25 protein-coding genes are annotated in these 25577 nt (G+C 55.6%); 11 read left to right on the top strand and 14 right to left on the bottom strand.

Annotation, left to right across the window (positions count from 1 at the left end; genetic code table 11):
• Positions 1-83 precede the first annotated feature (83 nt).
• From ACA058_RS10345 to ACA058_RS10385, 9 genes are all read right to left on the bottom strand, one after another.
• Positions 84-473: a hypothetical protein gene (locus ACA058_RS10345; protein ID WP_497638990.1), complete on the bottom strand. Its 390-nt coding sequence runs from the start codon at positions 471-473 to the stop codon at positions 84-86.
• Positions 474-843: 370 nt separating this feature from the next.
• Positions 844-1062, bottom strand: coding sequence for a hypothetical protein (locus ACA058_RS10350; protein WP_497639906.1), 219 nt, complete (start codon positions 1060-1062; stop codon positions 844-846).
• A gap of 251 nt (positions 1063-1313) precedes the next feature.
• On the bottom strand, positions 1314-2246 hold the full coding sequence (locus ACA058_RS10355; RefSeq protein ID WP_497638991.1) for a GGDEF domain-containing protein: 933 nt from the start codon (positions 2244-2246) through the stop codon (positions 1314-1316).
• 429 nt (positions 2247-2675) lie between these two features.
• Positions 2676-4685: a putative bifunctional diguanylate cyclase/phosphodiesterase gene (locus tag ACA058_RS10360; RefSeq protein WP_497638992.1), complete on the bottom strand. Its 2010-nt coding sequence runs from the start codon at positions 4683-4685 to the stop codon at positions 2676-2678.
• A 1053-nt stretch (positions 4686-5738) separates the two neighbouring features.
• A complete protein-coding gene (locus ACA058_RS10365; RefSeq protein ID WP_497638993.1) occupies positions 5739-6293 on the bottom strand; it encodes a tyrosine-type recombinase/integrase in 555 nt (184 codons plus the stop codon).
• Positions 6294-7017: 724 nt separating this feature from the next.
• Positions 7018-7566: a hypothetical protein gene (locus tag ACA058_RS10370; protein WP_497638994.1), complete on the bottom strand. Its 549-nt coding sequence runs from the start codon at positions 7564-7566 to the stop codon at positions 7018-7020.
• 16 nt (positions 7567-7582) lie between these two features.
• Positions 7583-7966: a hypothetical protein gene (locus ACA058_RS10375; RefSeq protein WP_497638995.1), complete on the bottom strand. Its 384-nt coding sequence runs from the start codon at positions 7964-7966 to the stop codon at positions 7583-7585.
• A 1440-nt stretch (positions 7967-9406) separates the two neighbouring features.
• Positions 9407-10306, bottom strand: coding sequence for a hypothetical protein (locus ACA058_RS10380; RefSeq protein ID WP_497638997.1), 900 nt, complete (start codon positions 10304-10306; stop codon positions 9407-9409).
• 988 nt (positions 10307-11294) lie between these two features.
• Positions 11295-12251: a tyrosine-type recombinase/integrase gene (locus ACA058_RS10385; RefSeq protein WP_497638998.1), complete on the bottom strand. Its 957-nt coding sequence runs from the start codon at positions 12249-12251 to the stop codon at positions 11295-11297.
• A 556-nt stretch (positions 12252-12807) separates the two neighbouring features.
• On the opposite strand from ACA058_RS10385, the gene ACA058_RS10390 reads away from it, so the two are divergent.
• A complete protein-coding gene (locus tag ACA058_RS10390) occupies positions 12808-13002 on the top strand; it encodes a hypothetical protein (RefSeq protein ID WP_497638999.1) in 195 nt (64 codons plus the stop codon).
• A 63-nt stretch (positions 13003-13065) separates the two neighbouring features.
• Here ACA058_RS10390 and ACA058_RS10395 read toward each other — a convergent pair whose 3' ends face one another.
• The gene (locus ACA058_RS10395) at positions 13066-13818 is read right to left on the bottom strand and encodes a carbonic anhydrase (protein ID WP_497639000.1); all 753 of its coding nucleotides are present in this window, start codon (positions 13816-13818) and stop codon (positions 13066-13068) included.
• 239 nt (positions 13819-14057) lie between these two features.
• Here ACA058_RS10395 and ACA058_RS10400 point away from each other — a divergent pair, with 239 nt between their 5' ends.
• A complete protein-coding gene (locus ACA058_RS10400; RefSeq protein ID WP_497639001.1) occupies positions 14058-14513 on the top strand; it encodes a DUF2214 family protein in 456 nt (151 codons plus the stop codon).
• Positions 14514-14611: 98 nt separating this feature from the next.
• On the opposite strand, the gene csrA is transcribed toward ACA058_RS10400, so the two are convergent.
• On the bottom strand, positions 14612-14803 hold the full coding sequence (gene csrA, locus ACA058_RS10405) for a carbon storage regulator CsrA (protein ID WP_008057174.1): 192 nt from the start codon (positions 14801-14803) through the stop codon (positions 14612-14614).
• A 251-nt stretch (positions 14804-15054) separates the two neighbouring features.
• On the opposite strand from csrA, the gene ACA058_RS10410 reads away from it, so the two are divergent.
• Positions 15055-15420 carry an SPOR domain-containing protein gene (locus tag ACA058_RS10410; RefSeq protein ID WP_497639907.1) on the top strand — a complete coding sequence of 122 codons (366 nt, stop codon included), beginning with the start codon at positions 15055-15057 and terminating at the stop codon, positions 15418-15420.
• A 73-nt stretch (positions 15421-15493) separates the two neighbouring features.
• Here ACA058_RS10410 and ACA058_RS10415 read toward each other — a convergent pair whose 3' ends face one another.
• From ACA058_RS10415 to ACA058_RS10425, 3 genes are all read right to left on the bottom strand, one after another.
• The gene (locus tag ACA058_RS10415) at positions 15494-16183 is read right to left on the bottom strand and encodes an endonuclease (RefSeq protein WP_497639002.1); all 690 of its coding nucleotides are present in this window, start codon (positions 16181-16183) and stop codon (positions 15494-15496) included.
• Between the two features lie 4 nt (positions 16184-16187).
• Positions 16188-16457, bottom strand: a complete 270-nt coding sequence (locus ACA058_RS10420; RefSeq protein WP_497639003.1) for a DUF1654 domain-containing protein — start codon at positions 16455-16457, stop codon at positions 16188-16190.
• A 183-nt stretch (positions 16458-16640) separates the two neighbouring features.
• Positions 16641-17729, bottom strand: coding sequence for an asparaginase (locus ACA058_RS10425; protein ID WP_497639005.1), 1089 nt, complete (start codon positions 17727-17729; stop codon positions 16641-16643).
• Positions 17730-18055: 326 nt separating this feature from the next.
• Here ACA058_RS10425 and ACA058_RS10430 point away from each other — a divergent pair, with 326 nt between their 5' ends.
• From ACA058_RS10430 to ACA058_RS10465, 8 genes are all read left to right on the top strand, one after another.
• The gene (locus ACA058_RS10430) at positions 18056-18496 is read left to right on the top strand and encodes a hypothetical protein (RefSeq protein WP_497639006.1); all 441 of its coding nucleotides are present in this window, start codon (positions 18056-18058) and stop codon (positions 18494-18496) included.
• Positions 18497-18655: 159 nt separating this feature from the next.
• Positions 18656-19612: a sugar ABC transporter substrate-binding protein gene (locus ACA058_RS10435; RefSeq protein WP_497639007.1), complete on the top strand. Its 957-nt coding sequence runs from the start codon at positions 18656-18658 to the stop codon at positions 19610-19612.
• Between the two features lie 54 nt (positions 19613-19666).
• A complete protein-coding gene (locus ACA058_RS10440) occupies positions 19667-21220 on the top strand; it encodes a sugar ABC transporter ATP-binding protein (protein WP_497639008.1) in 1554 nt (517 codons plus the stop codon).
• Positions 21217-22194, top strand: a complete 978-nt coding sequence (locus tag ACA058_RS10445; RefSeq protein WP_497639009.1) for an ABC transporter permease — start codon at positions 21217-21219, stop codon at positions 22192-22194. The genes ACA058_RS10440 and ACA058_RS10445 overlap by 4 nt, the downstream gene beginning before the upstream one ends.
• Before the next feature lie 3 nt (positions 22195-22197).
• Positions 22198-23217, top strand: coding sequence for a LacI family DNA-binding transcriptional regulator (locus tag ACA058_RS10450; protein WP_497639010.1), 1020 nt, complete (start codon positions 22198-22200; stop codon positions 23215-23217).
• A 76-nt stretch (positions 23218-23293) separates the two neighbouring features.
• Positions 23294-24211, top strand: coding sequence for a ribokinase (rbsK, locus tag ACA058_RS10455; RefSeq protein WP_497639011.1), 918 nt, complete (start codon positions 23294-23296; stop codon positions 24209-24211).
• The gene (gene rbsD / locus ACA058_RS10460) at positions 24208-24612 is read left to right on the top strand and encodes a D-ribose pyranase (protein ID WP_497639013.1); all 405 of its coding nucleotides are present in this window, start codon (positions 24208-24210) and stop codon (positions 24610-24612) included. The genes rbsK and rbsD overlap by 4 nt, the downstream gene beginning before the upstream one ends.
• Complete coding sequence (locus ACA058_RS10465) at positions 24612-25568, top strand: nucleoside hydrolase (protein ID WP_497639014.1); 957 nt, start codon at positions 24612-24614, stop codon at positions 25566-25568. The genes rbsD and ACA058_RS10465 overlap by 1 nt, the downstream gene beginning before the upstream one ends.
• Positions 25569-25577: the final 9 nt, after the last annotated feature.

The raw sequence follows: 25577 nt of genomic DNA on the forward strand, positions 1-25577 counted from the left end.
ACCGCTTTCCGCAGAATCCATGCCCCGTGACGCAAGAGCAGTGCAACTTTGAATGCCGGGTTGAGGCCGACTGCCGGCGATGACTAGTACTTAAGTGTCTCTTTCTCCAGTGAGCATTTCCCGGTCTTTGTGAACAACATGTCAGTCATCTCGGTCATTTCACTGTAGGAACCGTCAACGCGAGATATGGTCAGCATTGTCGTGGTGACGTCGCTGTCCTCGTCTTTGGAGCGGTCTGTATAGTCGTACGACCCTCCTGATGCCTTGAGGTCGGACATATCTACCCTGAAGGGCTTGCAGTCCTCGTGTTTCTCATTCTTTCTGCAATCAATCTTCTCGTCCTTGACCAGAGCGATGTAGTTATCGACGCGTAGAGGGACGCATGCGAAGAAAATGTTCTCGTCGGCCATAGGTTGCGTCACAGTCCACGCCCCGAAGAACCCCAGTAAACCGGCGATTGCTCGTTTCTTCATTGTTCCTCGCCCCATCAGACTTACTCGAAATCTTCGGCGCTTTACGAATCCGTGAAGGTCGAGACGCGCCCCGGCACGCTTGCTCAGACTGTAGTCCGTCATTGGGCTCTTGAAAAGGACGGTACAAGGAAGGCTGGACGCCTGTTGCCAGCTTCTGCTTTTGGCCGTTCTCTGTCGGTCTCACTACGGCGCCGGGGCGGTTAGTTAGATCGAATGCAGCGGGTGTCAGTACGGATGCAATTGGCTGGTCAGTGGCAATGCCATCCGGTATCCGAGTGGGATGCAATTTCCAACTCTCTATCGAATCCCATTTTTCCCGCATTAAATTGGGACTCACTCATGAAGTAGAGCGAGGAGTGTTTGTTCATTCCTATGACTGCCGTAGTCGCATGATTGCATCTGTGATCGCTTGAGCATTCGTGTCCAAGGTTTCCATAGCTCCTGTTGCGTTAGCGGCAACACTCCCGAATCCATTCTCAGAGAGCCACTTGGTCACCTCTTCTATGGCAGCACCTAGGGCGTGCTGGTTATGCAGAAGCAATGTGAGAGCGTCCGCTGTGGCGATGTTAGCTTCTGAGCTACCTGGCATGGTTACCGTCCTTGAGTGGTGATGCGGGAATCCTAGTTCATCTTGCCGCTGGCTGGGTAATTGCTTAGGTTTGCCCAATTGTTTGCGTGCGACCTTACCAGTCATTTGGACTGGATTTGACCAGCACAGTTCGCGCTCATGACCGGCAGGGCGCAATCCATTGCTGCCCGTCGCGACAGGCGACAATTGGCCATTAGGGGGCGACATGATGGTGATACAAACGCCATTTTCTCCAGATTTTCATACAGAACCTAAAGACTAAAAGATTGATCTCTTCCCCGTTCTTTAGCTAAATAGAGAGCTTTATCCGCTTGCACCAGCAGTAAGTTAGACGGGTGCAGGGGACCAAATGTGTGAACTGAAAAACCGATGCTAATGGTCAAGTAGCCTGTGCTGGAAGCGGAGTGCGGTATTCTCAAATCTCGCACGCGTTGGCATAGCGACTTGACATACAAAGCTGCCTGGTCTTTCGCCATGCCGTTGGACAGAATTACAAATTCTTCGCCGCCATACCTGGCTGCAAAATCAGAGCCTCGCTGGAAGGACTTATTCAAACTATCTGCGACACGTATTAACGCTTCATCGCCAGCTTGATGTCCATAAATATCATTATATGATTTGAAGTGATCGACATCAATCATGGCAAGGGTCAATGAATCGCCATTGCGGCATGCAATTTTACATTGAATTTCTAATTGCGTATCAAAAAAGCGACGATTGTAAATGCCTGTGAGTCCATCTTTTATGGATAGTTGCTCGAAGTGTGTTTTCATTTCCTCGAGAGACTGATGCTCGTCGCGAAGTTGTTGCTGTATTATCATTCTAGGTGTTACATCCTTTTGGATTCCAATAAAGTTGGTTACAGTTCCATTCTCATCATAAATTGGCGATATGCTTAACTCGTTCCAAAACATAGTTCCATCCTTGCGGTAGTTCCGCAAGATTACGAGGCAGTACTCACCTTTTTTAACCGCATTGTGAACAACTTCCAGCTCAGGCTGTTTTCGATCGCTTCCTTGTAGGTATCGACAGTTGATGTTAGTAATTTCTTCGAATGAGTAGCCAGTCATGCGCTCAAAAGCAGGATTTACAAAAATCAACGGATTGTCGTCGATGCAATTGTCGGAGATGGTAATGCCGTCTCGTGAGTCCATAACCGCTTGCTTAAGAATTTCAATCTTCATGTAGAGTCCGCTAGCAGGATCAAAGGGAGGACGCTGTTTTCAAGGGAAATAACATCTAGATATCAAAATTCATTTAATTACTTGATTTACAAGTGTAGCCGCTGGAAAAAACACAACGTCTGTTTTTCTATACTATTCGATAATGGTCGGGATTGATTTCAGTCAAAAGCTCCGCTGAAATGGCCTTAGCTGCGCTGAATCGCATCAGAAATGACACTGCATTGGGCCACAATGACGCCAGCCGTATTAAGGGCTTAACCGGTCACTTCTTGCGCGACCGCCTGATGACATGCACCTTCTGGCCGTTTTCTGCCTTTTGCCGCCGGCAGCTATGGGTCGTTTTGAGCCCATCGCGACAGGCAGAAATCGGCCAAATGCAACCAGTGAATGTAGCTCTTCCAACCTACCCATCCGGTAAAGGTTGATCAACTAATTGCACTCTCGCTGTTCATACCATTGTATGAACGCTTCCGCGCTTACCGGTCGGCAGACGTGAAAGCCCTGAGCCATATCGCAGTTGTAGTCACCCAGCGCATTGAACACGTCGGCTGTTTCTACACCTTCGGCGATGACCTCCATGCAAAGGTTATGACCCAGATCGACGATGCTTCGTACTATGAGTTCGTTCGCCTGGTCGCTCTGCATGGCCAGTACAAAGGATTTGTCGATCTTGAGCTCGCTGATGGGCAAATCCTTCAACTGAGCCAGACTCGTATAGCCGACGCCGAAATCATCGATGGCGATATGGATACCCATGGAATGTAACTGCCTCAAGATGGTTCGAGCTGCATAGGAATCGAGCATGATCGCGGACTCAGTGACTTCGAGCATGAGCATGTTCGGGGTCAAATTATAGTGTTCAAGTAGGTCGACGATCTGAAACACCAACTTGTCGTCCAGCAGGTTGCGTGCAGAAATGTTCACGGCAACCGGTATGCATATCCCGATGTCAGCCCAGTCTCGCACTTGAGACAGCGCGAGGTTCAGCACGTATCGCGTCAAGGAGCCGATGATTCCCGTCAGTTCGGCAAACGGAATGAACTCATCTGGACTCACCAAGCCTCGTACGGGATGCTGCCAGCGCACCAACGCTTCGACTCCGGTGACGTTTCCTGTGCTCAGGCTGACCTTAGGCTGATACTCCAGGAACAATTCGCCGCGCTCCAGACCTCGCCGCAGTTCGCCGAGCATTGCCAGTCGTGCCGGAGAGCGCCGATCCGCTCCCGGATCGTAGGCGAGTATGCCCTTGCCCTGCTTCTTGGCTGCATACATGGCGATGTCGGCGCGCAGCATGAGCGTTGAAGGATCGTCACCGTGCAGCCCGGAAACCACTACCCCAAAGCTGGCCTCGACATCCAATTCGACCCCATCGATTTCGAATGATGCGGTAATCGCCGCACGCAACCGCCGCGCTGCTTTCAAGGCCCCATCCAGGCCTTCAACGGAGGGGAGCAGAATCGCAAATTCATCACCTCCCAGCCGGGCGACTGTGTCAATTTCCCGTGCTTCACTGAGCAGGCGCTTGCCCATCTGGACAAGCATGCGGTCCCCGTAGTGATGCCCCAGGGTATCGTTGACTTCCTTGAACCGATCAAGGTCAATCAGCAACAGGCCTGTTGTAGTTCCCAGGCGACGGCCTAGGCGTAGCGCCTGTTCGAAACGGTCGGCCAGCAGTGTTCGATTGGCCAGCCCGGTAAGTTTGTCATGCAACGACGCGTGCAGGGCATCCTTGCGCTGACTGTCGAGTTCGATACGCGTGCCCCGTAGCACCTGGGCGAACAAGCCGGCGAGAAGCAGCCCGGCCAAAAAAACGATGGGAGTGGTATTGGAGTTAAACGACTCCCGTGTGCGCAGCTTTTCCAGCGCCGCGATCGACTCCTGATGGTGAGCGGCCGCTGTTTGCAGGACGGCATTTTCAATCTTTTCGAATAGCGGATCGGCCTCCTCTTCATCAATTCGGCGCGCCAGCGTGGAATCTCTACGCTCTACGGCGTCGAAGATCTTGTAGATGCTCTCCAGATAAGAAACCAGTGAAGTACGAACATCCTCGACAAGCAAACGATCGGCACGCGATCCGGAGTGGTGAATACGCTCGAGCGCCGTGCTCAGTTGCGCTACGGCGCTTTTGAAATCACGAAGTATTTTAGGGCTGGGGTCCAGCCGATACTTATGCTCCAAAGACTCGGCGGCTATCACGGCAAATGCCGCTGCTGAATAGTGGTCAGACAGAATGCTTGAGGCGATCGCCTCCTGCCCCAGGCGGCCAGTGACTATGGACGACCATACCGCAAAGCCGCTGATCGTCAGCAATACGACGACCAGACCATAGCGCGCCCACCTACTGGGAATTGATTTACTCCAACGCAGGAAATTAGGCGTGGCACTCACTAGCACATGGGCTTCTGGATCCTGCGAACCTGCTGGCGGTAAATTGCTCATGCGCTACCTCAGGTAGACGTGAATGCGTCCATTCTTTTGGCAATATCTACCAAAGCTTAAGCTTAAATGAAAAATTAAATCAATGTTGAAATTTTAGACAATTTTGTATGGCATTCATTACATCTAATAATAACTGACTGATAAGACTCATTATTTTGAATAATTTATATGTAAATTAATTATTCTCTCACCACACCCCTCTTATGTACGCCATGAATTCAATTGGACTTAAGGCGCAGCTACTGGCGACCAACGGTGAAACACACTTGATGCGACGTTTAATATTACCCTGCCAAGCCAAATTTATTTAAATTGCTTACTTTGATATTTGAGCTGCGGTTTTTATAGAGTTATTTTTTTGGGTAGTAATCCTGCATTTTTTTCGTAACTGACGTGTAGTCATTTACTGATGGAAAAATTTTCCGAGGAAGAAAAAACCGCTGAAAAGTACATATTCCCTGCCGCCGACGGTCCTCAAGCTCAGATCCAGCTAGAAACATTGTGAGCGTCTTTCCAAAGCCTCAAGCTGATTCATTATTGAGTTTTTACCTATTTTAATGACCTCTTTGCCTGTCCCGATGTCCGCATTTGGCCGATTCTGTTGAAAAAGTCGGTTTCGGTTTCTATCGCAGAAAAGTACGCGTCTGAGATTGAAATCCTTACCTTCAGCAGAGGCTGCCCTGAGTCGATTTCACGTAGCAGCGTGCAAAAAAGGGGATTTCACCCATCAATATTCGAGCAGTTTGGGCAAACCGACTTTTTCAACAGAATCGGCCGTTCTCTGCCGGTCGTAAGCTACTTTTTGGAATCCTCTGATACCGAAAATTTTCAATTTTTACACTTGCCCTTGGGCAATATCGGCGTGTTCGGCTGGCAAATAATATCGTGGGGGCACCCCCCGGCTAATCGGTCAGTTGCGGCCAAATGGGGGGCAGCATCAAGCCCGTGTAAGCCCGCCGGTACAGCCATAAAAAGCTCCGTACCGAATATCGTCGGGGTGACACGGGCCACCCGTAGAACGCGGCTGTAATCGCTTCCTACGAGCTTGCAGGGCTAGAAAACGTACTTGTGGTAGGTGGATGCCGTTTCAGCCCGAGTGATGCCGATGTACGCCATGGTCACAGCGGGACTTGAGTGATTGAGCACCTTGCAAATCTGTTCGATGGACTCCCCACCGTTGTACAGCATCCAGCCGCGAGTCTTCCGCATCGAGTGGGTGCCCAGTTGCAAGCCCATCTCATCACCTACGGCCTTGAAGGCGTTCGCTACGGCGATGCGGCTTACCGCCTTGCCCTTGGCCCGGTTGCTGTCCACCTCGAACAGGTACGTGTGCGTGGGGTGAGCAGCCCTACGGCGCCCGATGATGGCCTTGGCTGAGCTGTTCAGGTCAATGTCGCGGGTCTTGCCGGTCTTACCTTCCTTGATCACCAGCTTGTCGCCTTGAACATCCTCGAAGGTCAGGGTGAGCAAGTCGCTGATGCGAAGGGCAGTGTTGACCCCGAACCTCCAGATATCCGCGTACAGGGTGTTGCCCTTGGCATTGAGGACCAGTTTGCGGCTGATGATTTCCGCTTCGCCTTCGGTCTTGACTGCTTCGACGGTGTTCATTCTAGTTTACGTTCCATGTTGAATTAAGATGATATGTTAATTAGAGCACACTGCTTCGGAAGGAGTCCAGCGTTTTCACTGGTCGGCTTATTTACACAATTGCATTCTGTTAATTAGAGGCCGTTCCTTATGCCCTTGCTGCTGCATCCGAACAAGCGAGCAGGTTCGTTTACTGCCGCTCTGGTGCCTGGCGACTCCCCCGGTTCATAGCTGGTGCCTTGTTCCAGCCGCTACCGCCCACTGTGGCCGTAAGAGCCGATGCAGGCGTGTGCAAAGACCGCTGAGATGCCTGGGCTGACCTTGTGTGGCGTGTAGGCCGGTGGGTGTGGTTCAGGCCGATCCGGCGATGCAGCCCCCGGTGTAGTGGAGGTCTGGTAATTCGTGATGCTGTACTCAGGCTGGTGTGGGGAAATCTGCCAAGACTGCGGGAAAACTGTGTGTCGAAGGGGCGTTGCTTGATCCTGTCATGGCTGAGCGCCCGAAAACAGGGGCTTTGACGTGCCACAAAGTGCCATTAGATGTTGCTGGGCCAACTAGGAGGAATAGATACTCGATTACTTCGCCTTGATCGGTTGTTGCTTTTGCATTGAGTTGATGTAGAAGCGGATCATGTATTCTACGAAGGCACGAAGCGGCATCTTGTGCTTGCGAGCGTGGCAGTTAAGTAGGTGAAACTCATCGTCCGTGAAGTTCACTCCCAGCAATCTTGTTGGTGTCTCTTGGCTCACGCTACTGCCTCATCGGTCTTCTTTGTCAGACGCTCGGTTGGTTTCGCGTACGCCTGTAGCAGGTCAGCCAATGCGGCATCCTGGATAGAAGCCAACCGATCTGCTGCGGCTTTGGCTGCTGCTGCCTCTGCTTCCCGCATCTCACGGGCCACAGTAAAAGCAATCTGACGCTTTGTTTCTTCCACGTTCCGGGCGTACCGCTCTTCGGTGTAGTCAGCTCTGGCCCGCTCTGCAATGTTGATCAGGTCAGAATCAACTACAGAATCTGGTTTTCGAAGTTGCACGTTGAAGTCAAGAGGCTTGGAGAAGGCTGTTACTACTTTATAGCCTTTCAACAATAACTCTGTTAGGTCCTTAAGAGCCACCCCCATTGGCTGATCACTAGACCAACTTACGTGGACCCCAGTCTGTGGGTGGAGCAAGGATTCGCTGCGGCGAAAGTAATCCACTTCTCGCTGTGCGATTAGGTTTTGTAAAGCTTTGTCATCGTGCTTGAAGAACTCGACAACGTCGGTGCCATAGTTATATTGCTGTGTAATAGTCATATCGGGTTTCCTTGGATTACTTGCGTGAGCGGTGCTTGCGTAGGGCACTTATTAGGCTTGCCTTGGCATTTTCGGTTTCTGTTTTTGGGTTGGTGCTGCTAGGCTTGCTATCGATCTTAGATTGCTGCTGCGGGGCCTTGGAAGCGGGTTTGGTAGGTTGTGTTGCCTTGGCCTTCTTGGCCGCAACTACACGGGCTCTATGCTCTTGTAGATCACTCAGAGTTGCCACCATGCCAGGAGCGAACACGGCATCTTCCAAGGCTGACAAGTACGTCAATTCGTCCTTGGTCACTTGGACATAATATGCCTTGTCGGTCGGCGTAGTTGGTTGTTCCAGGTAGTACGAGAGAATTGCTTGGTTGGTCTTGTCGACCTCAAGCCACAAAGTCTTGTTATCCATCAGGCGGCTCCTTGCTCTGGGGGGCTGGTTTTCTCAAGTTCCTGGGCGATGAACTGCTGCTCAAGCTCCTGTTGAGTGATTTTGTTGTTAGCTCTCCAGGTACGGACCTGACACTGCACTGAGCAGAAACGACTAAGGGTGGAACGGCTGTAGAAGTTACGACTGCAAGACTCGCAAGTCCGCAGACGAAGTGGTCGGCGTTGTGCCATGTTAGTTACCTCTGGTAATTTTGATAAAGTTTAATGCGGGAAAATAAACCCTGTGCTCGGGATGAGATTGCGGGGTAGTGGTACTGCCTAGTTGCACTGTTATGGGGCCAGTGCGGCATTGCTCCATTGCGAAGCAAATCTGTGGATTAGTGGCCAGTTTACGCTGCACCCCTGGCCAGGGATTACCTTGAAGTTGGCTAAACCAATCGAAGCCGACTATCCGGTACAGCTGTTCCAATGCAACTTCCGATCATCTGCGTCTGGATCGGAAACAGAGCAAAACAACTAAGTCGGGAAAGGAAGGGTCCTAACAAAGTCGTAGCAGTCGGGGATGCTTGTAGTATTGCGAGGGGGGCTTGATGGATATCTCGATTTACTTGTAAATAGTATCATTGATAGTGCTTTCTGTCAATACATTCATGGATAAATAGTTGCATTTCTCTTAACTTTGTGAGTGGGGCTTACTTGCTTGACTGCGTCAATTCCGCACCCTAGAAGATCAGCGCCAAAGAAATCATTTCTATCCAGTTTGTTAGAGTTGTTATCCAATGCCTATCGGCATGATGCATGCCTATAAATAGTAATACTGCCTACCGGCGAGTTGGTAATGAAGTGGGGCAGGGCAAAGCCCCGCAAGCCTTTGACTTCAACTCTATATCTGCATTCCGTGACGGTAACGTCAAGAGGTTGTTTCTCTTATGCCTCACGGCATGGTCCAGATCAAGATCAGCAGCTAGAAGCAGGGTGGTGGCTGAGCCCCTATCCACCCACTGGATAGAGTTAATAACTTGCCTTACGGCAAAGGCTAATGTGCTGTGACGGAGCGTCACCAGTTGGCTCTATAAAGGATTGTTATCTTGCCTTGCGGCTATACCATATAGAAGTGGGGCAGGGCAAAGCCCCACAAAGCTTTTGATCTTAATTGTGCATGAATGTGTTGTGGCGTATACGCCACGGTACGATAACTTTTACACTGATTTGCACAGTTAACATCAAGATCAAGAGCCAAAAGCAGGGAGGGCTTTCTGCCCTCTTCCCCTTGGCTGAATAGAGTTTTAACTGGTGTGCCTCAGGGCACAGGTTATAATCGGTGATGTTACCGTAACAAGGTAAATATACTAGAGAGGTAGTTAATCTCAAAGCTACGCTTTGGCGATTCGTTCACTCACCATGCAGTGCATGGCGAGTTTCACTCTATATATCTGTCTATATATCTGTCGCTAATCAACGATCATTGACCCCCCCCCCTTGCCACTACCCCCGCTGCTTGTGCCTCGCGATCCCACTTCTTGACCGTATTCTTGGATATACCCAGTTCCCTTTCGATGGTCTTGGTTGGAACCCCCGCCTTTATCATCTCCTGCGCCTGCTGCTTCTTAGGGTGCTGAGCGGTGGCGGCTGGCTTAGTCTGGTCGACGTTGGATGTCCAGAACTTGTCGAAGTCGATATCCACATCAACGGTTCGAAGAATTTGTGGGTTGCGTTCCAGGTGCAGTGCAATGCCACGCAGAGCGGTTCTTGCCGCTTCAACCACTCTTTGTAGCTGTCGCGGACCCATCGGCTGGCTGTCATGGTTGAGAAGGTGCTCTGCTGCTGTTGCCACTGAAAGTTCGGGCAGGCGCAGCAACCGTTTCACATCTGCGAGAGCAACGCTGTGTTTACCATTTATTACACCAGGTCCGGTGCAGATTGCCCCGAAAGCAAAGTCGTCCAGCCAAGCCATAGAATGTCCTTCGAACTTGAGTGCGTTTAATGCGGTGGCCAGCAGATTGTTAATGACCGGAGCTTTTCTTCCTGCCTTAGACTTTGCCTCGGTCTGCTCAATAGCTTGCTTCGGGATCAGTTCAACAACTGGAGCGAGATGCTTGGATGGCGTTTTTTTGCATTCCACGAGCAGGGGGCTGCCATCTTCATCGACGTACCAGTAGTCCTTAACGGGGTTAGCCTCTACAGGCTTTTTCGTGGCGGGCTCTGGTAAGTATGGCGTCCTTATATAGTCGCCATAATACTCTTTAGTGACTTTATCGTAGATAGCGTCCCCGATGGTTGCGGTGCGTGCTGTTGCCATCGTTTCGCGCAGTTTCTGAATGGGGCAATCGATGGTTGCCGCTGTGGTAGTGCTCGTCTTCATATAGTTATTCCTAATAGTTCATTTCATAGGCAAACCCTCGGTGTGTTCCGGCTATTGTAAGTTGGGAACGCATAAACCCATATTGCAGACAGCACGAAGCCCGCTCTGCTCAGCGGCCTATTGGCTTGAACATGGCGAGTAGTGATCAGATAGGGAGAGGTATTGCGGGTGCCAACCTCTGTGGCTGGGTATGCGGATGATACATGGTGGTAATGGTGCGTCAAGAAAATAGTTATGGGCTAACTATCGGCGAAATTTAAACTTAACTCATCGCGCTCTCAGAATAGCGTGTGGGGCTTGCTATGGCGTTCTTGTTGTTACTCCGTGCATATGGGGTTGGTTTAGTCATTCTCAGCCTCTAGTGGGCTTATAGGGGGCTTGTAGGGGCTTGAGTAGCAGGTGTCTTTCATCGGCTATTAAACTTTATCGTCGGTTACTTCTTTACTTCCTTGGCCAAGTGGCACTGGGTGCCTTGGAGCGTGGGTGGTACTTGGAACTGAGGCTTCGCCACTTTAACTTCCAACTCACGCCACCGATCAACGACTGCGGTACGCATTGCGTGCTGTAGCCCGTAAGCAGGATGTCTACTTCCCGGCGTGGAAAGTTGAAGCACGGGCTCTGCTAGCCATTCGCAGCTTTGTATAAGGCAGCAAAACTGCTGTCTACTTTACCACCCAGATCCCCGAGCATATCTCCAGGCTGCTCATGTCCAGGTCTTCGCCCTGAGTGATCGGCTTGGCCACCTCAGTAACAAGGGCCAGGGTAAGCACTGGCTGAGAAAGTCGAGGCGTCTGCGTGGAAACAGCTACCGGTGTCGACTTCGGGGCTGGGGCCTCAACCGCCAATTCATGCCAGCGATCTACCACATTCGCCCGTACTGGAAGAAACTGAAGAAACATATTCACGATGCAACGTCGAGTAGCTGAGTTGCTAATGAACTGCCCAACCAAACCTGATGCATTCTGGCTAGGCAGTCTAGGCAACTCAATCAGTCAATGAGGTGAAGAACGTCCCTGACATTCAGATGTGAGTACCGCGCGACGGAGCGTGTATCCCGGTGTCCTGACACGATCATGATCTGGGCGTTGTTGAATCCCTTCTTGGCGACATTCGTTATTCTTGTGTGCCTGAGCTGGTGCAATCGAACACTGCTGTCTAAGCCCGCCTTCACTCGCGCCAATCGCACAGCCTGTGATACTGCATGTGGCGTGACGGTGAATACTTGGCCGTTTGCATGTCCCGCCACAGTGGCCCAGAGTTGAGCAAGCTGAAGTATTTCCACTGCGCGGTGGGTGAGGGGGACGGACCTTGTCCCGTTTTTCCCGTCGATCACGTCGGCAATGCGATCCTTGAGGTGTAGGCAGTCTTTTGTCAGCTTCAGGATTTCAGATCGCCGCATCGCAGTCTCGTAGGCCAGTTCGACTATCAGTCTCATTGTCGGAGACAGCTTCGCCAGCAGTCGCTCAAGCTCGTTCGCGCGAATTACTTTGTCTGAAGACTTATCGGGCTTGGGCAGGGCGATGTCACTGACCGGGTTATGAATGTCGATCAGCAGGCCGCGTTTGGCGAATCTGTAGAACCGCGACATAAACGCGAGCTGCGTTCTGCATGTGGACGGCTTCACAGTCTTCAGTCGCATAATCTTGAAGTCGTTGATCATCTTCGGCGTGATTTCGTGAATCGGCTGAGTGAAATGCCTGCCCAGATGCTCCACGATTTTCAGTGCGTGGTCGTAGCTGCCTTTTCCCTTGAGCATGGTTTCGCAGTAGATCATGCCCAGCGTATATACAGTGTGGTGCTTGCGATCCTTCGTCACGGCTTCGATCTGATTCGCCCATGACTCTGCTTCGGCTTTCGTAGGGAAGGTTTTCGACTGGGGAGATTTACCTTTAAACCGTACCTGGACGTTCCAGTTGCCGGACGGAAGTAAGCGGAAATTGGCCATTGTTGACGCCTCATGTTGTGAATGGGCGTTCTGTGGAAACTATCAGCACCAAGGGCTTGCAGCTTGCTCAAGCAGACCTTGACATGGTGGGGGTCGTTGGTTCGAGTCCAATCGCGCCTACCAAACAAAATCCGCTCTGCTGGGCGGTCTGGAAGGGCCCACCGAAAGGTGGGCCCTTTTTTGTTGTCTTGGATTTTTGTAGAGCGTTCACCAAACAACACTTCCGGCTCACCTGGGCTAATTTTGGCCGAATGAAAATCACTTCGCCTCTCGTTGAACTGCAAGCAGCCAATTGCATCAAAGCAGGACAGGCAACCGGGCGTTACGTGGGTGCATTGAGGCGGGAGTGTGATGATGGGGAGGCGGGCGATGATCAAGTTCCTTGCGGCTTACCTGTCCATTTGCCTTTTGCTTGAGTGGACGATGGTCGAGGCGTCTCCCTGGATTGCCAGCCATGTGCTGCTGCGCTGGATTCTGTAGCTGCGCGGGCCCGGTGCTTCGATACGGCAATTCAGGCGTAAAATAGGCAGTGTTATCTCATCTGAAGGAGTCGCATATGATCTCCGACCAAATGAACAGTCAGGCATCCGATCACAAGGCTGTGTGGGATCAATATTTCTGCGCCGCGTTGATTGCCGAAAGCAATCTGACGGCACCCGTCGTAGGCGGGGCCACGCATGAAGACCGGCAGAATCTGTTGATTGAAAGGGCCAAGGCGCTCGCGGACAAAATGATGGAAAGCAGGAAATAACCAGAGCCCAGCCTTCGCGCTGGGCTCTTCACATCGGTGGCGTGGCAATCGTAGCTGAACGATTCAGGCAATCAGCTCGACTTTACCTGTCGCCAGGCGATAAATGCCCCCGACTATTTTCAACTGACCCTTGCTGAGCGCGTCAGTCAGCAAGGGAGTGGCTTTCTTGAGGTTGTCGATCGAGTTCTTGATGTTTTGCACGGTCGCGTTTTCCACCAGGTCGCCTGGATGACTGCTTACCTGCTCGATAGCGGATTTGAGTGCATCCGTCAGTGTAGGGATCTTCCCGGGGAATACCGTGTGATCCTTGACGGCTTTCACGCCAGCCTCGATGGCACCGCAGCGCTCATGGCCCAATACCAGAATGAGCGGAGCACCGAGCACGGCCACGCCGTATTCAAGGCTTGCAAGACCTTCGTCCGTGACGAAGTTACCGGCGAGGCGCACGGCGAAAAGATCGCCCCGTGCGGTATCGAAAGCGTATTCCGGTGCGATGCGCGAGTCAGAGCAACTGAGCACTGCCACGAAAGGATTTTGCCCGGAAACCAATGCTTCTCGTTCATCCTTGAAGTCGTGCGTTTCTGAGTTACCGCTGACATACCGTTCGTTGCCCGCCATCAACCTTTTCAGGGCTTCATCCGGGCTGATGACGTTTTTTGGTTTTGGAGGGGCGGAGGTTTTCTCGGCTGCCTGAACTATTCGACTCGGCAGGGCGCCGGCCAATAGCAGGGCACCTGCTCCCAATCCGACAAGGCGAAGGAAACGACGACGCTCATTGGTAGTTGCTGTGGAGTTTGAATCACGTGATTCACACATGATGTTGTGTACTCAGGTCAATTAGGAGGAATGACTGCTGATGGGGATAGTGCCTGAAGAGCTTCGGCACTGGAGTGGTGGAGTCTAGTAGGCCTGTAACGTTATGTTTTACGCGGCCTCTAGAGGTGGACGACCGAGCAGTTTGCGGGCAAAAGCAAATCATCTGGCAGGTGCAAACCATTGGTTCATGGACTACTACTGACAGGCTGATCCGACTTCATCCTTACAGGAGTTTTCCGATGCTGACTCACTGGTTGCTTGCAGCGATTCATCTTTTGGCGTTTGCGCTTGGATTCTGGGCTGTCCTGGTGCGTGGCACGGCTTTTCGGCGCCTGGCTGTCGGCGCAGGGGAGGCTCGCGATGTATTGCTGGCAGACAACATATGGGGCATTTCTGCAGTTGTCCTGCTGGTTACCGGCGGCATGCGGGCCTTTGGCGGTTTCGAAAAAGGCACGGATTATTACCTGCACCAGCCGTTGTTCCATCTCAAGATGACGTTGTTCGTCCTCATCCTGCTACTGGAAATTGCGCCGATGGTGACGTTGATCAAATGGCGGGTTGCACGGTCGCGTGGCGCGGCTATCGATACCTGGCGCGCGACGCTGTTTGCACGAATCAGTCATATCGAGGCCGTGCTGGTGTTGCTGATGATGGTGGCGGCCAGCGGGATGGCGCGGGGTATCACGTTCGGCTGATTGGGGGTGTTCGGGGAAAGCGCAGGCAATATAGTGCTGGAATCTTTAGCCAGCCGTCGTTGCGGGGCGAACGGGCTGGCTACTGACTGCGACAGGATTCAGGTTTGTGGCTTTTCCGGGGCGGTCAGGCCGGCCTGAATGCGCTGATAGATTTCTTCGCGATGCACTGCGACGTCTTTGGGGGCGTTGATGCCAATCCGGACTTGCTGGCCGCTTACGCCCAGGATGGTGATCGTAATGTCATCACCAATATTTATGCTTTCACCGACTTTGCGGGTGAGTATCAGCATGGTCTTCTCCTTGATTGCTTTGTGGGGCACCTGATTCGGACAGTGCAGAGGTCGGTGGTATGTATAGATTAGTGCGAAGTCTCACGGTTTGGGTGCCTCTTTCTGACGCGCAGCTACAGCATTAATTCCCAAGGCGTAACTATACAGAGGCCGCCACTATCATTCTCGTTGTTTTGCGCCCATTTTGCGGCACTCGCGATGTATTCATGAATGCTAAAATCCCCCGCTTTAAGCATTCAGAGGGAAACGCTGTGCGCAAATTGGTCTTGGCAATCGCGGTATTGGCGCTGGCGGGATGTGGTGAGGGCAAGCGCGAGGAGGCACCAAAGCCGCAGCCTGCAGCGGTGGCAACGTCGGCGCAGGTAGCGGGGCCACAGTGGGATCTCGAAGTGCGGGGTGAAACACCTCAGGCCGTCAGCGATCTCACCGGCTGGCTGATCGAGCACAGCTTCATGTCCAACGTGGTCAGGGAAAATGGCAAGACCCGCATCCTGATGGGGCCATACAGTTCCAAGGCAGAAGCCGAGGCCAAGCAGGCGCAGGTGAATGCCGCGCTCATCAAGGCGAAGAAGCAGAACATTGAAGTGCTGGTGCTGGAGCGCCCGACGGTTCAGTAAAGGCTGAAGCGGGTGGCTGAAAAAAAGAAGGCCTGGGGTGTACAGCCCCAGGCCTTTATTCGTTCAGCGGGCATTAGCCGCAGGCATTCATGTCGACCGGGCCGACGAACTCGTTGCCGCGCCCCATGACACACGCCACGCTCTGGTTGCGTTGGCGTTCCCAGGCTTGCACCGGGTAGGTCTTGTCCCAGGCCTGGTATAGCTGCTGGTCCTGTTTCGACAGTCGCAAGCCATATTGCTTGCTCATGTAGAAATAGGTCCGGGCGATCATGCCGCGAATGGAAGGGCGGGGCATGACTTTTTTCGCCTTGAAGTCGACCTGGGTCAGGCACGAACCGTATTGGCCCGATTGCTCCGGCAGCCAGCCGAAACTGAAATTGCTGCGGTCACCATTGACCTCGCCGATGCTGGGCACCAGGTTGTGCAGATCGGCTTCGGCCTTCTGGTAGGTCGGGTCGTATCGCGTACAGTTTTTACGCCCGCCCTCCTGCCAACACTGACGCAGATGCCCGATTTGCCAGGCCGGAACAATGTGTTCCCACTCGATGCGCTCGGCGCGCTTGGCGTTTTTGCGCGGCACATAACCGCACGCCGCGAGGTTCACCTTGTTACCGGTGTATTTGCAGCCGCAATAAAACTCGGTGGATTGCGGTGCATACAGCTTCCAGGCAACTTTCTTGGCTTCGTTGAAAGTGCGTGGCGCATCCGCCTGGGCACCCATGGCAAACAACAGGAACAGCAAAGCAAAACAACGGACACTCATCGACTCAGTCTTCCTTCGGCACTACCCAGAAAATCTGCACACCGCCATCGTCGCGGTAGGCGAGGGTGACGTTGTCGTTCTCGTCGATTTCTTCGAGCAGGCGTTCCCACTCGTCCACGGGCTCGTCTGGAAGGCGGAAGATCAAGGCGGCCCTGGCTTTTTGAGCGGTAGGGCCGTTGATGATTTTCTGAACGCGCAGGCCCATGCGTACATAGGTGTCTGGTGAGGCAGAGGTGGTGTCCACGGGATTATCCTTATTAAGCTGTACGTGCATACAGTATTTAACTGTAGGCAATTTCGCAACTGCTTAAAATTCAAGAGAATCCTCTGACAGTGTTTTTTGCCGATTGGTGTAGGGGGTGAGAGTTTTTTTGTCAGGCAAGTCTGCGAGCCGCTCACCCGGGAGGGTGAGTGGCCGAAGCGGTGCCCGACCGGAGTCGGTCGGGCGAGGGGCGAATCAATATTCCCAGAACATCCGTTGCAGCTCTTTGCTGTCATTGGTCCTGGTCAGCGCGACCATCGCCAGGATCCGGGCTTTCTGCGGGTTCAGGTCGTTCGCCACCACCCAGTCGTATTTGTCGTCAGGCTGTTCGGCGTTACGCAGGACAAAACCACCGGCATTGACGTGGGAAGAGCGGATGATCTGCACCCCATCCTTGCGCAGGGCTTGCAAGGCAGGCACGACCCGGGAAGAGACCGAGCCATTGCCGGTACCGGCATGGATGATGGCCTTGGCGCCGGACTGAGCCAGTGCCTTGTAGGCGGTGTCGCTGACGTTGCCGTAGGAGTAGGCGATTTCGACGTCAGGCAGGCTCTCGATGGTCTTGATGTCGAACTCCGAGTCCATGGTGTGGCGCTTGGCCGGCAGGCGGAACCAGTAGGATTTTCCTTCAACCACCATCCCGAGGGGGCCCCAGGCGCTTTTAAACGCCTCGGTCTTGATGTTGATCATTTTGCTGACATCGCGACCCGACTGGATTTCATCGTTCATGGTCACCAGCACGCCTTTGCCACGCGCGTCTTGGCTGCTGGCGACGGCGACGGCGTTGTACAGGTTCAACATGCCGTCGGCCGACATTGCGGTGCCCGGGCGCATAGAGCCCACGACTATGATGGGTTTGTCGGTTTTTTCCACCAGGTTGAGGAAATAGGCAGTTTCTTCCAGGGTGTCGGTGCCGTGGGTGATCACGATGCCATCGACGTCCTTGCTGTCCGCCAGTTCGGCGACGCGACGGCCCAGCTGCAACAGGTTGTCGTTGGTGATGCTTTCGGAGGCGATCTGCATGACCTGTTCGCCGCGAACATTGGCCAATTGGCTGAGCTGCGGAACCGCGGCGATCAATTGTTCGATGCCGACTTTCGCCGCTTGATAAGTGGCGCTGTTGGCTGCGCTGGCGCCAGCACCGGCGATGGTGCCGCCGGTAGCCAAGACCACGACATTCGCCAGCTTCTGTTGGGTTTCGACTTCTTTTGCCTGAAGGGCAGCGGGCAGGAGCAGCAGGAGGGCCAAGGTGCCCGGGAGAAGGTTTTTCAAAGCAGATGTCATTATTTTTCTCTCTAGTAGTGACGGTGCCGATGCAGGTTCATCTAGATGCGCCCCAAACGGATCTGAACCTTTGGGGTACTGGAGAAAGAGCACGACCCGTACCAGTTACACCTTGAATCAGAAAAAACGCTTAACCAACTGATTTGTTTAGCTATTTAAACGTAGTGTTGAGCAGCGGTCTCCGGGTCTTGTCCGGCTTTCCGACTATCCATGGATGTTTCATTCGGCTTTCCGAAAAGGATTACGACCCCAAGTTAAATACCGGCGTTAAAGAAACCCGCCGGCAGGTCGATGTTTCCAGGCAGAATCATGTTCAGGGAGTTCATATGTCGATAACGGTCGGTTTGCCAAATTCAGCGGTTATCAATATCGGCGGGAAGCCAGCGGCTGCAGTCGGTGCCTTGAGCGACGCGACATCCGCAACCTCGGCGCAAGGGCCGGATGCGCCAGTGCAGGGTGAAAAGCCCGTGAGCCTGGGGCAGGGCGCGCAGGCGGGTGAAAAAGCCGAAGGCGCGGGTAGCCAGCAAAGCGTTGCGGTGCAAATGTTGCTCAAGCGCATGCAGGAACTGCAGGAACAGCTGCGTGAGCAACAGCAACAATTGGCCGCTACCCAGGCCGCGTCTTTTCAGTCTGACGAGGCCAAGGCCACGGCCGTGATGTCGATCCAGGCACAGATTGCCGATACGTCAGCGGCATTGATGCAGGTGGCCGCCAGCCTGGCGAAAGAGTTGTCCGGTTCCGGCAGTATTGTCAGCACCACGGCGTGACCGGGTTGTTGATGGGTTTGCGCGCAACCTGCGAACGGGGTATTACGGTCGTTGACAAATTCCGGCAAGATTCGCATAGTCAAGGTTCGCAAACGTTTGCGAGGCCTCTTGTTGCCGCTGCGACGTTGCTCACAATAATCATAAGATCGGAGTGAACCCATGAAGCTGCCATTCGCTGGACGTCTTCTTGCTGTCGCAATACTGGCTGGCGCAACTGCCGCGCTGCCTGTTTCTTCGGCGTTCGCCCAGACGCCTGAAAAGCCTAGAGTCGCGCTGGTGATGAAATCCCTGGCCAACGAATTCTTCCTGACCATGGAAGACGGCGCCAAGGCCTACCAAAAAGACCACTCCGGCGAGTTCGAGCTTATCTCCAACGGCATCAAGGACGAGACCGACACCGCCAACCAGATCCGCATCGTCGAGCAAATGATCGTTTCCAAGGTCAATGCGCTGGTGATCGCGCCGGCTGATTCCAAGGCCATGGTGCCGGTGATCAAAAAAGCCGTCGACGCCGGCATCACCGTGATCAACATCGACAATCAGCTCGACCCGGCCGTGGTCAAGAGCAAGAACATCAGCGTGCCGTTCGTAGGCCCGGATAACCGCAAGGGCGCGCGCCTGGTGGGTGAGTACCTGGCCAAGCAGCTCAAGGCCGGTGATGAAGTCGGCATCATCGAAGGGGTCTCCACCACCACCAACGCCCAGGCCCGCACCGCAGGCTTCAAGGATGCGATGGAGGCTGCGCAGATCAAGGTCGTGTCCGTGCAATCGGGCGACTGGGAAATCAACAAGGGCAACCAGGTGGCCTCCTCGATGCTCAGCGAATACCCGAACATCAAGGCCCTTCTGGCCGGCAACGACAGCATGGCGGTTGGCGCGGTGTCTGCCGTGCGTGCCGCGGGCAAGGCCGGTCAGGTCCAGGTGGTCGGTTACGACAACATCAATGCCATCAAGCCGATGCTCAAGGATGGCCGAGTCCTGGCCACCGCCGATCAGTTTGCCGCCAAGCAGGCGGTATTCGGCATCGAGACCGCGTTGAAGATCATCAAGGGCGAGAAAGTCGACAGCGGCACCAACGGCGTGATCGAAACTCCGGTAGAGCTGGTTACACAGTAATTTTCCGGCGACACAATGACGCTCGCCCGTCCCGGCGAGCGCATGGAGAGTTTTATGTCTGTTAGCGCCCCGCACGCTGTCCTCTCGGTCAGCGGCATTGGCAAGACTTACGCCCAGCCGGTCCTGGCCGGCATCAACCTCACGCTCATGCGCGGTGAGGTGCTGGCACTGACCGGCGAGAATGGCGCCGGCAAAAGCACGCTGTCGAAGATCATCGGCGGGCTGGTCACGCCGACCACCGGCCAGATGCAGTTTCAGGGGCAGGATTACCGCCCCGGCAGCCGCACCCATGCCGAAGACCTGGGAATCCGCATGGTCATGCAGGAGCTCAATCTGTTGCCGACCCTGTCGGTGGCGGAAAACCTGTTTCTGCACAAGCTGCCCAGCACCGCTGGCTGGATCAACCGCAAGCAACTGCGCCTGGCTGCGATCGAGGCCATGGCTCAGGTCGGGCTCGACGCGATCGACCCGGACACGCTGGTGGGCGAACTGGGCATCGGCCATCAGCAAATGGTCGAGATCGCGCGCAACCTGATCGGTGATTGCCACGTGCTGATCCTCGATGAGCCGACCGCGATGCTGACCGCCCGTGAAGTCGAAATGCTCTTTGAGCAGATCACGCGCCTGCAGGCCCGTGGCGTGTCGATCATCTATATTTCCCACCGCCTCGAAGAACTGGCACGGGTAGCCCAGCGCATTGCGGTACTGCGTGACGGCAACCTGGTGTGCGTCGAGCCGATGGCCAACTACAACAGTGAGCAACTGGTTACGCTGATGGTCGGCCGCGAACTGGGCGAACACATTGACATGGGGTCGCGCGACATCGGCGCGGCGGCATTGACGGTCAAGGGGCTGAGCCGCGCCGACAAGGTGCGTGACGTGTCCTTCGAAGTGCGGGCTGGCGAGATCTTCGGCATTTCCGGATTGATCGGGGCAGGGCGCACCGAATTGCTGCGGTTGATCTTCGGCGCCGACACCGCGGACAGCGGCACGGTGGCGCTGGGATCACCGGCGCAGGTCGTGAGTATCCGTTCGCCGGTGGACGCGGTCGGGCATGGTATCGCCCTGATCACCGAAGACCGCAAGGGCGAGGGCCTGCTGTTGACGCAATCGATCAGTGCGAACATTGCGCTGGGTAACATGCCCGGTATTTCCAGCGGCGGCCTGGTCAACCCTGGCGACGAGGCGGGATTGGCCCAGCGGCAGATCGATGCCATGCGCATCCGCAGTTCCGGACCGGCGCAGCTGGTGTCCGAGTTGTCCGGTGGCAACCAGCAGAAGGTGGTCATCGGTCGCTGGCTGGAGCGTGATTGCTCGGTGCTGCTGTTCGACGAGCCGACCCGGGGCATCGATGTCGGCGCCAAGTTCGACATTTACGCGCTGCTCGGTGATCTGACTCGCCAGGGCAAGGCGTTGGTGGTGGTGTCCAGCGACCTGCGCGAATTGATGTTGATCTGCGACCGCATCGGCGTGCTCTCGGCGGGGCGTCTGATCGACACCTTCGAGCGCGACAGCTGGACCCAGGATGATTTGCTTGCCGCCGCGTTCGCCGGCTACCAAAAACGTGATGCGCTGCTCAATGAAGCGGCGCCTAGGAATCTTCAATGAAAACCGCATCTTCGGCCGGCCAACGCAGCGGCAATTTCTACGGGCTGGGCACTTACCTGGGGCTGGCCGGTGCCTTGCTGGCCATGGTCGTGCTGTTCTCGGTGTTGAGCAGTCATTTCCTCTCCTACAACACCTTCAGCACCCTGGCCAACCAGATTCCGGACTTGATGGTGCTGGCGGTCGGGATGACCTTCGTGCTGATCATCGGCGGCATCGATCTGTCGGTGGGTTCGGTGCTGGCGCTGGCCGCGTCGACGGTCAGCGTGGCGATTCTCGGCTGGGGCTGGAGCGTACTGCCCGCGGCATTGCTCGGCATGGCGGCTGCCGCGCTCGCGGGAACCGTCACTGGCTCGATCACCGTGGCCTGGCGGATTCCATCGTTCATCGTGTCCCTGGGCGTGCTGGAAATGGCCCGCGGCGTGGCGTACCAGATGACCGGTTCGCGCACGGCCTACATCGGTGATGCCTTTGCCTGGTTGTCCAACCCGATCGCCTTCGGGATTTCGCCATCGTTCATCATTGCCTTGCTGATCATTTTCATCGCCCAGGCCGTGTTGACCCGTACCGTGTTCGGTCGCTACCTGATCGGCATCGGCACCAACGAGGAAGCGGTGCGCCTGGCGGGGATCAACCCCAAGCCCTACAAGATCCTGGTGTTCAGCCTTATGGGGTTGCTGGCCGGTATTGCCGCACTGTTCCAGATTTCCCGCCTGGAAGCGGCGGACCCCAATGCCGGCTCCGGGCTGGAGCTGCAAGTGATCGCTGCCGTGGTGATTGGCGGCACCAGTCTGATGGGAGGGCGCGGCTCGGTCATCAGCACCTTCTTCGGCGTGCTGATCATTTCCGTATTGGCGGCCGGTCTGGCGCAGATTGGCGCCACCGAGCCGACCAAACGCATCATCACTGGCGCCGTGATCGTGGTGGCGGTGGTGCTTGATACTTATCGCAGTCAGCGCGCAAGCCGGCGGACCTGAGTCATGGCAACGATCAAGGATGTAGCAGCACTGGCGGGAATTTCCTACACCACGGTTTCCCACGTGGTCAACAAGACCCGGCCGGTCAGTGAAGAAGTGCGGGTCAAGGTCGAGGCGGCGATCAAGACCCTCGACTACGTGCCCAGTGCCGTGGCCCGGTCCCTCAAGGCCAAGACCACGGCAACCATCGGCCTGCTGGTGCCCAACAGCCTCAACCCGTACTTCGCCGAGCTGGCGCGGGGCATCGAGGATTACTGTGAGCGCAATGGCTACTGCGTGATCCTGTGCAATTCCGATGACAACCCGGACAAGCAGCGCAGCTACCTGCGGGTACTGCTGGAGAAACGCATCGACGGGCTGATCGTCGCCTCGGCCGGTGGAGACAGCGGGCTGGCCCAGGGCCTGGCGGGCGTGCGCACGCCGATGGTGATCGTCGACCGCGGGCTCGAAGGCGTCGATGTGGACCTGGTGCGCATCGATCACGAATATGGCGCCTACCTGGCGACCCGGCATCTGCTGGAGTTGGGGCATCGGGATATCGCCACCATCAGCGGCCCGGCGACCACCAGCGTGGCGCAGATGCGTCTGGCCGGGTTTTGCCGGGCCCTTGAAGAGGCGGGCACCAGTGTTGCGCGCGGGCGCATGCTGGAAAGCGATTTCACCAGCACCGGCGGCTACAGCGCCGCCGCCAAGCTGCTGGAAAAGAATCCGCCCAGCGCGATTTTTGCCGCCAACGACATGATCGGCATCGGCGTGCTGCGTGCCGCCGCCGAGCGCAATATCCGCGTGCCGACGGACCTGTCGGTGATCGGCTTCGACGACATCCAGATGAGCCGCTATGTCTATCCGGCATTGACCACCGTGGGCCAGTCAATCCTGCAGCTGGGCGAAATGGCGGCCGAGGTGCTGCTGCGCCGGATTGCCACGCCGGACCTGGCGACCGAACAACGGATCGTCACCCCCAGCATCGTCATGCGCGAATCGACCGCGCCGTTGACCGGGGTGTTTGCCCAGTATCGTTAAACCAAAAGTATCGCTAAACCAAAAGCATCGCTAAACCAAAAGCACCGCAGAAACCGTCTTGATGAGTAGCCATGTAATGTCAGCAAAAGTAGTGGTAGTCGGCAGCTTGAACATGGACCTGGTGACCCGGGCGCCGCGTTTGCCACGTGGTGGAGAAACCCTGATCGGCCAGTCGTTTGCGACAGTCTGTGGCGGCAAGGGCGCGAACCAGGCCGTGGCGGCCGCGCGCCTCGGCGCGCAGGTGTCGATGGTGGGCTGCGTGGGCAGCGATGCCTACGGCCAGGTGTTGCGCCAGGCGTTGCTGGACGAGGGCATCGATTGTCGGGCGGTCAGCGCCGTGGAGGGTACCAGTGGCGTGGCGTTGATCGTGGTCGACGATAACAGCCAGAACGCCATCGTGATTGTCGCCGGGGCCAACGGCGCATTGACGCCGGCGGTGCTCGGCTGTTTCGATGCGGTGCTGCAGGAGGCGGATGTGATCATCTGTCAGCTGGAAATGCCGGATGCCACGGTCGGCCATGCGCTCAAGCGCGCTCGTGAACTGGGCAAGATCGTGATCCTCAACCCCGCGCCGGCCAGTCGACCGTTGCCGGCGGACTGGTATGCGTCCATCGACTACCTGATCCCCAACGAAAGTGAAGCGGCGACGCTCAGCGGTTTGCCGGTGGACTCTCTGCAAACGGCGCAGATCGCGGCCACTCGACTGATCGGGATGGGGGCTGGCAAGGTGATCATCACCCTCGGCGCCCAGGGATCGTTGTTTGCCGATGGCAAAGGTTTTGAACATTTCCCGGCGCCGAGCGTGAAGGCGCTCGACACCACGGCGGCCGGCGATACCTTCGTTGGCGGCTTCGCCGCAGCGCTAGGGGGCGGTGAGAGCGAAGCGCAAGCGATACGTTTCGGCCAGGTCGCCGCGGCGTTGTCGGTCACCCGGGCTGGCGCGCAACCCTCGATTCCCACCTTGGCCGATGTGCAGGCGTTTAAATCACCATGAAAAAGACCCCTTTGCTCAATGTCGCGCTGTCGCGGCTGATTGCCTCCCTGGGCCATGGCGACAAAGTAGTGATCGGCGATGCGGGGCTTCCGGTGCCGCCAGGTGTCGAATTGATCGACCTGGCCCTGACCCAGGGCATTCCGGATTTCGTCAGTACCCTGAAAGTCGTGCTCAGCGAAATGCAGGTCGAAAGCCATGTGTTGGCGCAGGAGATCCTGGATAAGCGGCCACCGGCATTGGCGGCGCTGGACGCGTTGGATGCCGAGAGTGCCCTGGGGCGGCGCGAACTGCTCAGCCATGAGCAGTTCAAGCTCCTCAGTCGACAGGCCCGGGCGATCGTGCGAACCGGCGAATGTCAGCCTTATTGCAATATCGTGCTGGTGGCCGGGGTAACGTTCTGATGGGCGCCCAATCGCCACAACCGATCGACTTGATCATCGATACCGATCCTGGTGCCGACGACGTGATTGCCTTGCTGTTTGCCCTGGCGTCGCCGCAAGAGTTGAACGTGCGCGCATTGACCACCGTCGCCGGCAACGTGCGCCTGGACAAAACCTCGCGCAATGCACGTCTTGCCCTTGAGTGGGCCGGGTGCGAGGAGGTGCCGGTGTACGCCGGGGCGCCGAAGCCGCTGATGCGCACGCCCATCTATGCCGAGCACGTCCACGGCGAGGAAGGTTTGCCGGGTGTCGCGGTGCATGAGCCGAAGAAAGGCCTGGTCGAGGGCAGTGCGATCGACTTCCTGATCGACACGTTGCTGGCCGCCAGGCCCCATAGCGTGACCATCGCCATGCTGGGGCCGCAGACCAACCTTGCCCTGGCGCTGATGCGCGAGCCGGAAATCGTTCGGGGCATCAAGGAGGTGGTGATCATGGGCGGTGCGCACTTCAATGGCGGCAACATTACGCCGGTGGCGGAATTCAACCTGTTCGCCGATCCGCACGCTGCCGAAGTGGTGCTCAAGAGTGGCGCGGACCTGGTCTACCTGCCGCTGGACGTGACCCACAAGATCCTCACCAGTGACGCGCGCCTCGAGCGGATTGCGGCGTTGAATAACAATGCCGGCAAGCTGGTGGTCGATATCCTGCAAGAGTGCATCGGCGGTGATATGCAGCGGTACGGCATTCCCGGTGGCCCGGTGCATGACGCCACGGTCATCGCCTACCTGCTCAAGCCGACGCTGTTCAGTGGCCGCTCGGTCAATGTGATGGTCGACAGCCGCGAAGGTCCGACGTTTGGCCAGACCATCGTCGACTGGTATGACTGTCTCAAGGCACCGAAGAATGTCTTTTGGATTGATAGCGGTGACGCCCAGGGATTCTTCGATCTGTTGACCGAGCGCCTGGCGCGTCTGTAGGAGCGAGCA

The organism is Pseudomonas sp. LBUM1649 (assembly GCF_059716155.1).